Origin of the sequence: Halopiger xanaduensis SH-6, assembly GCF_000217715.1 — an archaeon.
Classification (GTDB): domain Archaea; phylum Halobacteriota; class Halobacteria; order Halobacteriales; family Natrialbaceae; genus Halopiger; species Halopiger xanaduensis.
This window is the reverse complement of record NC_015666.1, coordinates 1,124,196-1,136,771: the sequence shown is the minus strand read 5'-3', so window position 1 is coordinate 1,136,771 and position 12,576 is coordinate 1,124,196. Positions and strand designations below refer to the sequence as shown.

Here is a 12,576-nt window from a genome sequence, read left to right as displayed (position 1 = left end):
ACGTTTTACGAGGGTCAATGACGTTTTATTTTCGATGGAAAGGGTTTTTTCCCCGGGGGGACCACCCGTTGGTACGCATGCGGTTATCCCCCGCCGTTACGATCGCCCTCACCGTCCTCCTCGCTACGGCCGCTCTGGGACCGATCGCCGCCGCCGCTTCGACACCGACAACCGGTTCAGAAGCGGTGGCCGACCGATCCCCATCAGCGGCGCCCACAGCGCTCGATACTGCTCTCGTTCGTTCCTCCCTCTCTGATGAGTATGATCAGCACGCCATGTCAACCTCGAGTCCCGCTTCGGTTCAGTCCCAGACGGAGACACCCCTCCCCGCCGCCGATCCAAAGCAGATCATTCGACTGAACGTCTCGAGCAACGGCGACGTCCGCTGGGAAATCGAATCCCGATTTCTGATCGCCGATGACGACGACGTAGCCACCTTTCGCGAGTTCGCCGACGCTGTCAGAACGGGACGAATAAATACCGGATACGACGTGCAGCTGTTCGAACGGTACGTCACGCAGGCGGAAACCGTGACGGACCGGGAGATGGAACTTCGAAACGCCGGCTGGGACGAACCGCAGATTAGAGAGCCCGAAAGCAACGATCTCAACAACGGGACGCGAATCGGAGTCATCACGTACTCCGTTACGTGGACGAACTTCGCGACCGTCGACGACGACCGCATTTACTTCGGTGAAGCGTTGCAGACTCCCGACGAGGACACCGAGAGCTGGTTACCGTTGTACGATGACCAACGGCTCGTCATCGAACCCCCGCAGAACTACGCCCTCGAGACGCCCTCCTCGCTCACGTGGAACGGTCCCCACCAGTTCGAGGAAGAAGAACTAGAAATCGTGTTCCTGCGCGGCCCCGCCGGCCCACAATCGATGTTTCCCGGTTCAGTATGGCTCGCCGGGTCGGCGCTCGGAATTCTGATCGCCGCCGGAATCGGCGGCTACTTCGCCTACCGATACGCGGCGCGGTCCGAACGCTTCGACTTACCGATCGATCGGATCCCGCTGCTCGAACGGGGACAGAGCCACGCGTCGGAGACAAAAACGCGATCTGGCTCCGAACTCGTCGGATCCGGTGGCGAATCGGCGTCGGGATCGAGCGCCGACTCGACGGCGGCCGCGGCGCAGACTCAACTCGAGTACGAGGAGCCCGACGACGATATCGATCCCGAACTGTTGAGCGACGAAGAGCGGGTTCAGCGGATGCTCAAACGAAACGGCGGTCGAATGAAACAGGCGGCGATCGTCAACGAAACCGGTTGGTCGAACGCGAAGGTTTCGCAGTTGCTCTCGCAGATGGACGACGACGGCGAGATCGAGAAGTTACGGATCGGTCGGGAGAACCTCATCACGCTGCCGGAAGTCGATCCGACCGAAGTGGATTAACACAGTCGCTGTTCACGTTCACTTGGTTTGCGGTTCGTATTTCGCCCGTATAATCGAGACTCGAGAAATAAGACGTCACAGTGCGGCAGCGAGCGCCAAACTCCCTCCGACAAGTGCCAGATAGCAACCCAGAACCGCTCGGGAAGAGAGATAGATGGCAACCCGATCCTCAATCCCACCGAATGGCCGGAATCACCACGAATCCGGCGACGGTCCATGCGACGCCGACGAGTCAGCCGCCAAGGAGCAAATTCCCGTAGATCACGCCGCCGAGCGCCAGTATCGCTAGGCCGACGAGCAGCGTCAAGGTTCCGACGAGGTAGACGAACACGCCCAGACCGGTAATCCCGCGACTGGCGTCGCGGACGATTCGCCACGACTCCTCCTCGTCAATCTCCTGCGTGTTGTCGATGTCCTCGTCGGCAGCAGCCGAGAGGCTCATCGACCCACAGTTGTTACACGGCAGGTTGTTTCGGTTGTGGACCCGACCGCAGTCGTCGCAGACGAACGAGACGGACGTCGCACTCTCGACGGCCTCGAGTTCGGTGTGACTCATCCGTCCCCTCCCTGTATTCGTGTGTGCCAGTCAAGACGTGCCATCGAATAGCAGTCCGAAAACTAACACGTCTAACTTTTTGCTTCTGACACACGTATCTTGGTACGTTACTCGAGACAATTGACTTCGAAGTTGGGACGGGAGTCGGTCGGTCATTTACTCGTCAATCGTTGAAGGATTCGAGACATCGGTCCGGCCCGCAGACGCCGCTCACTCGCGTCCGACCACTACGCCAGTGGCATCCGCTCGACGACTTGCCCGTCGTAACTCGGGTACTGCTCGACGATTTACGCGCACCTTTTTCTCGTCGGGTTCGCTCCGCTCACCCTCCTCCAAAAATCTGCACCAAAAAGCCGCTCGTTCGCTCCGCTCACTCGCGGTGTAATCACTACGCTAGCGGCGTCCGCTCGACGACTTGCCCGTCGTAACTCGGATACTGCTCGACGATTTCGCCGTCCTCGAGGTCGCCCTCCTCGATCATCTCCTCGAGGAGCCACCAGGCGACCTCGACGTGGTTCGATTTGACGGTGTAGAACTCTTCGGGGACGCCGAGTTCCGCGAAGCGTTCGGGGTCGGCGTACGTTTTCCCGTAGACGAGCGTCCCGTCGTCGGTGACGTCGTCGAACTCGCGGCGGACGTTGCGGGCCATGCGCTTCAGGCGGCGGCGGTGCTGGGCGGCATCCTTGAAGACGGAGGTACAGAAGTAGACCTGCTCGTGGTCGCCCATGACCTCGAGAATGTCCTCGCGAGAGCCCTCGACGGCGCTCATGTGGTCTTCCTTGAGTTCGAAGCCCTGATCCTGCATCCGGCGGTAGTTGCCCTGTGACATCTCGAACTCGTTGACGTTGCAGAAGTCGGCGGCGCCCTCGTCCAAGAACTCGAGGAACTCCTCCTCGGCGCGGATGCCGGGAATCTCGAAGGCGGGGGTCAGCCCTTCCTCGCGGGCGATGTAGAGGATGTCCTCCCACTCGGTGCCGTGGAGGTCACCCCACTGCTCGTAGGGCGGGTGGAACCGAATTTCGTCGAGACCGGCCTCCGAGAGGCGGCGCATGTTCTCGCGGCCGCCGGTGATGCCGGTGTAAAGGTGGGTGTGGTGGTCCTCGCCGAACTCGTCCTTCAGCAGTTCGAGGTAGTGGCAGGTTCGGTCCAGCGCCTCCTGGGGCTCGCCGCCGGTGATCGAGGTCCCCAGCGCGTCCATCCGCTTGGCCTCGGTGATGACGTCCTCGTCGTCCTCGACCTGTCGCTCGTTGGCGTAGACGTTGGTGACGTTCTTGCGGTTCTCGCCGAGCGGGCAGTAGAAGCAGTCGCGCTGGTCGCAGTAACCGTAGACGAACAGGACCATCTTGCCGCCTTTCGCGCACTGCTCACAGCCCTTTGAGATCATCTACTCGCACTGAGCGGTTCCAGCGGAATAAGCGAACCGGGTTCGAAACGGTGTGTGAGTGGGTGTCCCGCGGCGAACCATGCGTGCGCGCCGTCCGTCGGGATCGACGGTGACGTTGCTGTCATCGCTCTCATGACGATGAGAAAACATATATCATCCGACCGCGATGTGCATCGCCAACGGTAATCAAAATGCCGAACGGACCCGGACGACGACAACTGCTCGTCGGGATCGCTAGCGGAGCGATTGCGCTCGGGAGCGGCTGCGCCGACGGCCTCGAGTTAGGCGACACTGACAACGAGGACGACTTGCGATGCCGGGACGACCACCATCGATACCTCACCCCGGAATTCGAGGGCCGGACAGTGGTCTACGACGAGCAGATTCCCGGCGTGTCACTCGAGGTCCCCGCAGAAGTCGAAGAGTTGACGGATTTCACCGTCACGCTTACGAACAGCAGTAACCACGAGATCGAGATTTACGCTGACGACCGGCTCGCCGTTCAGGCCCGCGGTGACGACGGAGCGTGGTACACGATTTTCGGCGTCGAGAAGGACTACGAGTGGACCGAACGGACGGAGCCGCTTGCACCGGGTGACGAACGATCGTGGGACCTCCACGCGTCGATCCACGACAGCGGCCTCGAGCACTATGCCTTCTGCTCGACGCCGACCATCGGACGCTATCGGCTGCTCTTCTGGGGATTACCAGACGACTCGCCGGGAGATCCGCTGGCGTTAGCGACGGAGTTCGAGATCGTCGAGCGACAGGACGATGAAAACGCATCCCGGTAGCGGGGACGGAGAGCCCTCGACCGACGAGATACATCCGCACAGTTCGAGCATAACGGGTAATTACGTCCTATAACAAAGCTATTCCCGCCGATCTCATTCGGACGGCAGTCGATCCCTCGAGAACCCAGAAAACGGAAATACCACGCCCGCGAACCACGGGACGATGCTGCTGGTCCTGTGCGTCGACCTCGACGACGACCTGGGTCGCAAGACCGGCTTCACGACGCCGGTGATCGGCCGCGACCCCGTCGAAGAGGCGGCGATCGCCCTCGCGACGGAAGACCCCGAGGACTCCGACGTCAACGTCATTTTCCAGGGGTTACACGTCTACGACGATCTGGACGAGCGCGATGAGAGCGTCGAGGTTGCCGTCGTCACCGGCAACGAGGACGGCGACGTCGCCGCCAACCGCGAGGTCGGGGACGAAGTCGATACCGTCCTCGCGAGCCTCTCGACCGCCGAGGACGTCACCGCCCTGGTCATCACCGACGGGGCGCAGGACGAATCCGTCATCCCGGTGATCCGCTCGCGGGTCCCCATCGACGGCGTCCGACGGGTCGTCGTCCGGCAGGCCCAGAACCTGGAGTCGATGTACTACACCATCAAGCAGGTGTTGGACGACCCCGAGACGCGGGGGACCGTCCTGATCCCGCTCGGGATCTTACTGCTGATCTACCCGCTCGCGCTGATCGGCAGCGCCCTCGAGATGCCCGGCTTCGTCCTCGGGACGACCTCGGCGCTGCTCGGGCTCTACCTCATCTCCCGCGGGTTGCGGTTGGGCGACCGACTCGATACCGCGGTCGAACGCGCCCGGCGCTCGCTGTACGCCGGTCGGACGACGCTGCTCGCGTACGTCGTCGCCGCCGCCCTGTTCGTCCTCGGCGGCGTCAGCGGCACGAACGAACTCGAGGCCGTCCGGGAGTCGACGGCCGGCGAGGTCAGCGCGCCGGTCATGCTCGCCGCGCTGGTCTACGGCTCGATCCAGTGGCTCGCCGCCGCCGGCGTGACGACCAGCCTCGGCCAGATCACCGACGAGTACATCGCCGGCAGCCTCGAGTGGCGGTACCTCAACGCGCCGTTCTACGTCGTCTCGATCGCGCTCGTCCTGCGCGCGGTTAGCGCCTTCTTCCTCGACAGGGTGGCGATCAGCTACCTCGCGGCGGCGCTGACCGCCGGAACGCTGCTGGGCATCGCGAGCACGCTCGCCTTTGCCGTCCTCGAGTCGCGGTACGCGGACTCGGAGGACGAGTCAGAGTCAGAAACGGACGCCGAGGGTCGGCGCAAGGCGGATAGCGTCTGAGTCTGCCGATCCGATTTCCGAAAACGGCGCTCCTTACCGCTCGCGCTCGACGACGAACTCCGCCAGCTCGAGCAGGTACTCCTCGGCCTCCGAATCGGCGACCTCGACTCGGTCGAGCGCGTCGATCGCGCGGTCGGCTTCCGCTCGCGCGCGTGCGTTCGCTTCCTCGGGTGTGAGGTCCGTCACCTGGACGACCGACGGGCGCTCGAGGGCGGCATCGTGGCCGGTCGGTTTGCCGAGTTCCTCGGGGTCGGAAACGGCGTCTAACACGTCGTCCCGGATCTGGAAGGCGATCCCGACGCGCTCGGCGTACTCGCCCAGCGCCTCGACGGTGACCGGCTCGGAGTCGGCGGCGATCGCGCCGAGTTCGGCGGCGGCGCGGAACAGCGCGCCGGTCTTACGGCGGGCCAGCGTCATGTACTCCGCTTCGTTTTCCGGCTTGGCCGAGAGCTCCGTCGCCTCCCCGATGCCGAGTTCGACCATCGCGTCGGCGACGACTCGCGTCGCGTCCGGATCCGCCGAGAAGAGGCTAAAGGCCTCGCCGAGCAGGCCGTCGCTGGCGATGATCGCCGGCCCGTAGCCGAACTCGGCCCAGGCGCTCGGCGTCCCGCGGCGAAGCTCCGAGCGGTCGATGATGTCGTCGATGACGAGCGACGCGTTGTGGACGAGTTCGATGCCGACGCCGAACTCGACCGCGTCCTCGGCCGTTCCGCCGACCGTTTCGCAGGCCAGCACCGTCACCATCGGCCGCACGCGCTTCCCGCCGGACAGCGCGACGTGGCGAACTTCCTCGTTGAGCGTCTCGGGATCGACCCCGTCGATAACGTCGACGAGACGCTCCTCAATTAGCGCCCGACGGCGCTCCAGAAGTTCCATTGGCGGGCTTTAGGAGAGGGTAAAAAAGTAGGTGACGGTTCGGCCGCTCGAGTTCGATTACTCGTCGTCCGAGCGATCGAACTGGAACGAGTCCGAGAGCGGGTCCGCGCCGTCGTCCGTTTCGACGGCCTCGCTGTCGTCTTCTGGGTCGCCGGCCTCCGCGTCCTCGATCGCGTCGTCAACGGGGTCGGTGTCGTCCGCGTTCTCCGCGTCGGCCGCGGATTTCTGCGACTGGTCGGGTTCGTTGTCCGATTCGTTCAGTTCGACGCCCGATTCGTCGAAGGAGATGACCTCGTCGCCCTCCGCGACGTCCTCGTCCGACTCATTCGCGGCGTCTTCGGCGAGTTTGAATCCGGCGTCCCCGTCATCATCATCGTCACCGTGACCGCCGATCACGTCGTCACCGTCCGTACCGCCGATCACGGTCTCGGCGTCCGAATCGTCGTCCTCGTTGCTCCACGTCCCGTTCGATAGGTCGGTCTCGAGCGCGTCGCCGTCGGCCGCGTCGAATCCGGCGTCCGAAACGGAATCGGAATCGAACTCCGGTTCGGACTCGAGGTCAGCAGCGGCGCCGGGTTCGACGTCCGCGTCGGTCTCGAAGTTGTCGAGCGTCTCCGAGAGGTGGGAGGCGCGGTTCGCGAGTTCGCCGGCGCTGCGGGAGACCTCGGTGAGCGCGGTCGTCTGCTCCTCGGCGGCGGCGGCGACCGTCTCGCTCTCGGAACTGGTCTGCTCGGCGATCGCCGCGACGTCGTCGACCATCGCGACGACCTGCTGGGTCGAGGCCGCCTGCTCGTCGCTGGCGTTGGAGATTTCCTGCACGCCGGTGTTGGTCTCGGTCGCGTAGTCGGCGATCTCGTCGAGCGCGTCCGCGGCGCGTTCGACCGAGTCGGTGTGCTCGGAGACCCGGTCGCTGGTGCGCTGGACCTCCGTCGCGGTGCGGTCGGTCTGTTCCTTGATCTGTTCGAGTCGGTCTTCGATGTCGGCCGCGGCTTCGCGGGTGTCCTCGGCGAGTTCCTTGACCTCGCCGGCGACCGCCGAGAAGCCCTCGTTGGAACTGCTCGAGCGCGAGGCCTCGATGTTGGCGTTCAGCGCCAGCATGTTGGTCTGCTCGGCGACCTCGGTGATGAACTCGAGCAGGTCGTCGATCTGCGCCATCTCCTCCTCGAGGCGTTCGATCTCCTCGACGGCGGACTCGGAGTCGGTTTCGATCTCCTGCATCCCCTCGATGGCCTCCTGGGCGGCTTCGCGACCGCGTTCGCCGGTCTCGGCCGTCCGCTCGGCGAGTTCGGCGACCTGGTTCGAGGAGGCGGCGATCTCCTCGATCGTCGTCGAGAGGCCGTTCATCTCCTGGGTGACCGACTGGAGGCTGTCGTTCTGCCGGTCGGCACCCTCGGAAATCTCCTGAATGGACTCCGCGACCTGACCGGACGCGGACCGAACTTCTTCGCTCGAGGCGGTCACTTCCTCGGAGGCCGTCGCGACCTCGGTCGCGAAGGACTTGACCTCGGCCGTCGTCGCCTCGATTTCGGCGATCATGTCGTTGAACTCCGCGGCGATCTCGGTCATCGCCTCGTTCTCGCTCTCGGGGTCCATCCGCGCGGTGAGGTCGCCGTCGGCCGCGGTCTGCATCACGTCGCTGTACTCGTCGGCTTTCGCCTCGAGGTGGTCGTTGAGCCGTTCGGCCTCGGCGCGGGCCGCTTCGGCCTCCTCGCGGGCCTGAGTGGTCTCCTCGATCTGGGTCTGCAGGGAGTCGCGCATGCTGTCGAACCCGTCGTAGAGCCGCCCGATGCTGTCGATCCGGGGGGAGTCGAGATCGACGTCGAGGTCGCCCTCCTCCATGCGGGCGGCCTTCGTGGTCAGCCGGTCGATCGATCTGGAGGTGTTCCAGCCGAAGCCCGCGCCGACGAGGCCGATGAGCAACACGGCGCCGGCCGTCGCGAACGTGCCGTACGTGCGGACGTCCTCGACGAACCCGTAGGCCTGCTCGGTCGGCGTGTGGACGAGCGTCACCCAGTCCGTTCCGGGGACCGACGCGTAGCCGACGACGTAGGACTCGCCGGCGAACGCGTCGTCAGTTGCGAGCACTCCCTGGGCCGGGCCGGCCTCCATGCCGCCGGACTCGAGCGAGTCGGCATCGCTCATCAGCTCGTCCGATTCGTCGTACGGTTCGAGAAGGCCGCTTCTGGTCTCGCCGAACGCGACCGTGCCGCTCGAGTCGACGACCATCGTCCGCGTGCCGTCGGTGCTGCTGATGGAGTAGTCGCTCACGGGAACCGTATAGACCAGCACCCTTCCGTCGGGCACGTCGCCGGAATCGGTCACGTACGCGACGCGCGCCGTGGAGTCGTCGTACTCGCCGCTCTGGTACGCGTCAGTCACGTACGTCCCGCTTTGCTGGTCGAGCTCGTCGACCCAGTCACCCTCGAGGTCGGTTCCCGGTTCGACCAGCGAGCTCGCGACGACGTCGCCGTTCTCCTCGAGGTAGTGGACGTTCACCTCGCCTGCACCGCCGCCGTCGAGATCGGCGACCTCGCTGTCGATGTAGGCCTGCGCTTCGGATTGATTGGCAGAATCGAGCCCGCTGTAGCGAGCGATCGATTGGACCGTCCGCCGATTGTCCGCGTGGAACTCCTGGACCGCCTCCGACTGCTGGAGGGCGAGCGTTTCGTAGTTCTCGTAGACGTTCGACTGGACGCCGTCTTCGATCTGTGCGGTCCCGACGACCCCGATTGCACCCACCGAGACGCCGATGACCAGCAAGATAATCGCAAACTTTAGTGAATAACTCCGTCGTATAAATTTCGGCACGATAGCCCGAATCCTTGGAGACATAGGCAGAGGTGACTATCAGCAGATAATAAATCTTCGTGTTCGCAGAACGACGCTGGAACCGAATATCTCGAATAGACACCACGGTCAGCGGATGGAGAAACCGATAGAGATAGCCGTAGCGAATACTCTGGGGTCGAATTAGCTAAATTCCGCCGTCAGCGCCGGCACGACGTCGAACAGGTCGTCGACGATCGCGTAGTCCGCGATGTCCATGATCGGCGCGTTGGGGTCGGTGTTGATCGCGACGATGGTATCCGAGCCTTTCATCCCGGCAACGTGCTGAACGGCACCGGAGATGCCGATCGCGATGTAGACGTCCGGCGTGACGACCTTTCCGGACTGGCCGACCTGTCGGTTCTTGGGCAGCCAGCCGTTATCGACGATCGGCCGAGAGGACGACACCGTCGCGTCCAGCGCCTCCGCGAGGTCGAAGATGAGGTCCAGGTTCTCCTCCTCCTCGATTCCGCGACCGACGGAGACGAGCACGTCGGCGTCGCTGATGTCGACGTCGCCGCCGGCCACCTCCTCGAACCCGTTGACGGTCGACCCGAGCGCGTCCTCGTCGATCGTCACGTCGGCGGCTTCGATCGCGGCGTCGCCGGTTCCCTCGGCGGCGGGCCACTCCGCGCCGCGGATCGTGACGACCGCAGGGCCCTCGAGCTCGCTCGTCGTCTCGACTTTCCCGCCGTACATCTCGCGGGTGGCGGTCAGCGTCTCGCCGTCGGTCTCGAGGCCGACGACGTCGGTGACGATCGGCACGTCGAGGGCGGTCGCCACGGCGGGCGCGTAGTCCAGTCCGTTGACGCTGTTGGGGGCGAGGACGTACTGCGGCGCGAGCCGGTCGTAGAGCTGGGTAATCGCCTGCGCGTAGACGCCGTGGTTGAACTCCTCGCCGTAGTCGACGGTGTGGACGACGTCGACGCCCTCCCGGTCGAGCTTCGAGGCGAAGTCGTCGACGGTGCCGCTGATGACGGCAACGTGGAGGTCGCCGCCGGTTTCGTCGGCGAGCCGCCGGCCGGCGGTGAGCAGTTCGTAGCTGACGTCGCGGAGCTCGCCGCGTCGGTGGTCGGCGACCGCGAGGATATCAGTCATTGTGCCACCCCCTTATCGCGAAGCAGGTCGGCGAGTTCCGTCGCCGTCTGCTCGGCGTCACCCTCCCAGACCGTCACGTCGCTCTCGCTTTCGGGTTCGTACATGTCCGTCAGCGAGAGTTTTGGTTCGATCGCCGCCGCGTCGACGCCGAGGTCCGCGAGTCCGACGACGTCGAGTTCCTTGCGCTGGGCTTGGCGGATTCCACGCAGGCTGGCGTACCGGGGTTCGTTGATCCCCGTCTGGACGGTCAGGACGGCCGGCAGCTCCACCTCGGTGAGCTCCTCGACGCCGCCCTCGAGTTCGCGCCGGACCGACGCGGTGCCGCCCTCGAAGTCGTGTTCCAAGTGATTGACGACGGCCGCCCACTCGTAGCCGAGCGCCTCGGCGACCGAGACGCCGGTCGCGCCGAAGTTGTCGTCGCCGGACTGGACGCCGGTCAGGACGAGATCGGGGTCCTCCTCGGCGATGACCGCGCCGAGGAGTTCCCGCTTCGCCCCGACGTCGAGGAGGTCGAACTCCTCGAGGGCGTCGTCCCAGACGCGGATCGCGCGGTCGGCGCCCTTCGCGAGCGCCTGGCGGATCGTCTGCTCGCAGTCTTCGGGGCCGATGGTGACGGTGACGACCTCGTCGGCGATCCCCGCTTCCTGCAGTTGAACGGCCTCCTCGACGGCGTAGTCGTCCCACTCGTTCAGGTCGGCGCCGAGATACCGCTCGGCGATCTCGGTGCCTTCGATCTCGAACTCGTCGTCCACGGTGACGACTTCCTTGACCGTGACGAGTATTTTCATGGGATACGACTCCACGCCCCAGCCGTAAACGTTTTCGAAACAATTTACACCGCGTTTACCGTTTTTGCGCGCTCCAGTAACGGTCCGGTCGAACCGGACGTCGGTCAGAGCGATTGGGACAACGCCTCGAGTCGATAGCCGATCGTCTCGAGGCATCCGCCAGCGAACGTGGCGGCCCATCGACGCGACGGCGCCCGTCACGACCGACACCGCAGTAACGGCGGAGTAGCCGAACGGACGTCGTTCCCCCGCGTACGAGACGGAAACGGTTTAACGTCGCCACTGGTACTACGATTCATGGCAGACTGTCCGCTCGCCGACGACTGTCCGAGCTTCTCCGAACCGATCTCGGGAATGGGGTGCCAACACTACGGTGATCGAGGGGGCAAAGAGTGGTGTCAACACTACAGCCAGCCCATCGAGGACCTGAAGACTCAGCCCGTCAAATCCGGTGAGGAGGTCGAACTCGACATCGTCGACATGCACGAGAGCGGCGCCGGCGTCGGCCGCACCGAGGACGGCTTCATCGTCCTCGTCGACGGCCTGCTGCCCGAGTGTCGCGCCCGCGTCGAGATCACGCAAGTCCACAGCAACCACGCTCGCGCGGAAACTCTCGAGCAGCTCCCGATGGACGGCGACGAGGAGGGCGACGATGCCGACTCGGATGCGGACGGCGACGCGGACGCAGACGAGGCCGCAGCGGACGACGAGAGCGAGGAGACGGACAGGAAGAGCCGCGCTCGCGAACGGCTCGGCAGTCGCGAGAACTTCTGGGGCTCGTAGTCGGCGCGGACAGCGACAGACAGTCGCCGGTCGCCGCACTCGGAACCGCGGCGATCGGCCGTCGTGTATCGACTCGTTGGAGATCGTTTTCGGCCACGAACCCACGACCGAGCGACGCGGACGCCTCGAGACCGGGGAAGCTTTGATCCTACCGCGTCATACCACCGGTATGAGCGTGCGGCCGAGCCGATCCGATCGGCGGTGGTCACCGTGGCCATGATCGACGACGTCGAGGAGCTCCTCGAGGAGATCGGGTTCGATCCCGACTCGAGCGTGTTGACGTACCGTCAGGCGCAGGTACTCGCGCTGCGGGAGCGAGGGATTTCGCAGGCCGACATCGCCGGGGCGCTCGGCACCTCGCGCGCGAACGTCTCCTCGATCGAGTCGAGCGCGCGGGAAAACTTGGAGAAGGCCCGCGAGACGGTCGCGTTCGCGGAGGCGCTCCGAGCGCCGGTTCGCGTCCGCGTGCCCGCGGGCACCGACCTCTACGACGTGCCCGACCTGGTCTACGAGGCCTGCGACGAGGCCGGCGTCAAGGTCGATTACACCGCGCCGGACCTGATGAAGGTCGTCAGCGACTCGGCGGGCTCGGCCGTCTCGGGGCGCGAAGTGTCGACGCCGCTTATCATCGGCGTCACCTCGAACGGGATGGTTCGCGTTCGCCATCAAGAGTAAGACGGCCGCTGCTGGCGATTACGCACCCGGTTCTGCGTGTGACTGCCAGTTACGATCCCGGCCCAGCCGACGGATCTCCCGGTACGAGACGCTCCT

The 12,576-nt window shown here is 64.8% G+C and carries 11 protein-coding genes; 5 read left to right on the top strand and 6 right to left on the bottom strand.

Annotated elements, in window-relative coordinates; all coding sequences use genetic code 11:
* Nucleotides 1-77: 77 nt before the first annotated feature.
* Nucleotides 78-1,400: a helix-turn-helix transcriptional regulator gene (locus HALXA_RS05615; RefSeq protein WP_083822826.1), complete on the top strand. Its 1,323-nt coding sequence runs from the start codon at nucleotides 78-80 to the stop codon at nucleotides 1,398-1,400.
* A gap of 232 nt (nucleotides 1,401-1,632) precedes the next feature.
* Here HALXA_RS05615 and HALXA_RS05610 read toward each other — a convergent pair whose 3' ends face one another.
* Together HALXA_RS05610 and HALXA_RS05605 are read right to left on the bottom strand one after the other, a co-directional pair.
* Complete coding sequence (locus HALXA_RS05610; protein WP_013879342.1) at nucleotides 1,633-1,956, bottom strand: hypothetical protein; 324 nt, start codon at nucleotides 1,954-1,956, stop codon at nucleotides 1,633-1,635.
* A 388-nt stretch (nucleotides 1,957-2,344) separates the two neighbouring features.
* Nucleotides 2,345-3,340, bottom strand: coding sequence for a radical SAM protein (locus HALXA_RS05605; protein WP_013879341.1), 996 nt, complete (start codon nucleotides 3,338-3,340; stop codon nucleotides 2,345-2,347).
* Between the two features lie 191 nt (nucleotides 3,341-3,531).
* Between HALXA_RS05605 and HALXA_RS05600 the strand changes: the two genes are divergently transcribed.
* Both HALXA_RS05600 and HALXA_RS05595 read left to right on the top strand, forming a co-directional pair.
* Entirely contained in the window at nucleotides 3,532-4,134 is a 603-nt protein-coding gene (locus HALXA_RS05600; RefSeq protein ID WP_013879340.1) for a hypothetical protein, read from the top strand.
* Nucleotides 4,135-4,297: 163 nt separating this feature from the next.
* Nucleotides 4,298-5,434, top strand: coding sequence for a DUF373 family protein (locus HALXA_RS05595; RefSeq protein WP_013879339.1), 1,137 nt, complete (start codon nucleotides 4,298-4,300; stop codon nucleotides 5,432-5,434).
* 33 nt (nucleotides 5,435-5,467) lie between these two features.
* Here HALXA_RS05595 and HALXA_RS05590 read toward each other — a convergent pair whose 3' ends face one another.
* The 4 genes from HALXA_RS05590 to HALXA_RS05575 form a co-directional block, all read right to left on the bottom strand.
* The gene (locus HALXA_RS05590; protein WP_013879338.1) at nucleotides 5,468-6,310 is read right to left on the bottom strand and encodes a polyprenyl synthetase family protein; all 843 of its coding nucleotides are present in this window, start codon (nucleotides 6,308-6,310) and stop codon (nucleotides 5,468-5,470) included.
* Nucleotides 6,311-6,367: 57 nt separating this feature from the next.
* Nucleotides 6,368-9,049, bottom strand: a complete 2,682-nt coding sequence (locus tag HALXA_RS05585) for a methyl-accepting chemotaxis protein (RefSeq protein WP_171814661.1) — start codon at nucleotides 9,047-9,049, stop codon at nucleotides 6,368-6,370.
* A 231-nt stretch (nucleotides 9,050-9,280) separates the two neighbouring features.
* On the bottom strand, nucleotides 9,281-10,234 hold the full coding sequence (locus tag HALXA_RS05580) for an electron transfer flavoprotein subunit alpha/FixB family protein (protein ID WP_013879336.1): 954 nt from the start codon (nucleotides 10,232-10,234) through the stop codon (nucleotides 9,281-9,283).
* Entirely contained in the window at nucleotides 10,231-11,022 is a 792-nt protein-coding gene (locus HALXA_RS05575; protein ID WP_013879335.1) for an electron transfer flavoprotein subunit beta/FixA family protein, read from the bottom strand. The genes HALXA_RS05580 and HALXA_RS05575 overlap by 4 nt, the downstream gene beginning before the upstream one ends.
* A 297-nt stretch (nucleotides 11,023-11,319) precedes the next feature.
* Between HALXA_RS05575 and HALXA_RS05570 the strand changes: the two genes are divergently transcribed.
* Both HALXA_RS05570 and HALXA_RS05565 read left to right on the top strand, forming a co-directional pair.
* On the top strand, nucleotides 11,320-11,805 hold the full coding sequence (locus HALXA_RS05570) for a TRAM domain-containing protein (protein ID WP_013879334.1): 486 nt from the start codon (nucleotides 11,320-11,322) through the stop codon (nucleotides 11,803-11,805).
* A 210-nt stretch (nucleotides 11,806-12,015) separates the two neighbouring features.
* Nucleotides 12,016-12,480, top strand: coding sequence for a Tfx family DNA-binding protein (locus HALXA_RS05565; RefSeq protein WP_394324797.1), 465 nt, complete (start codon nucleotides 12,016-12,018; stop codon nucleotides 12,478-12,480).
* Nucleotides 12,481-12,576 lie beyond the last annotated feature (96 nt).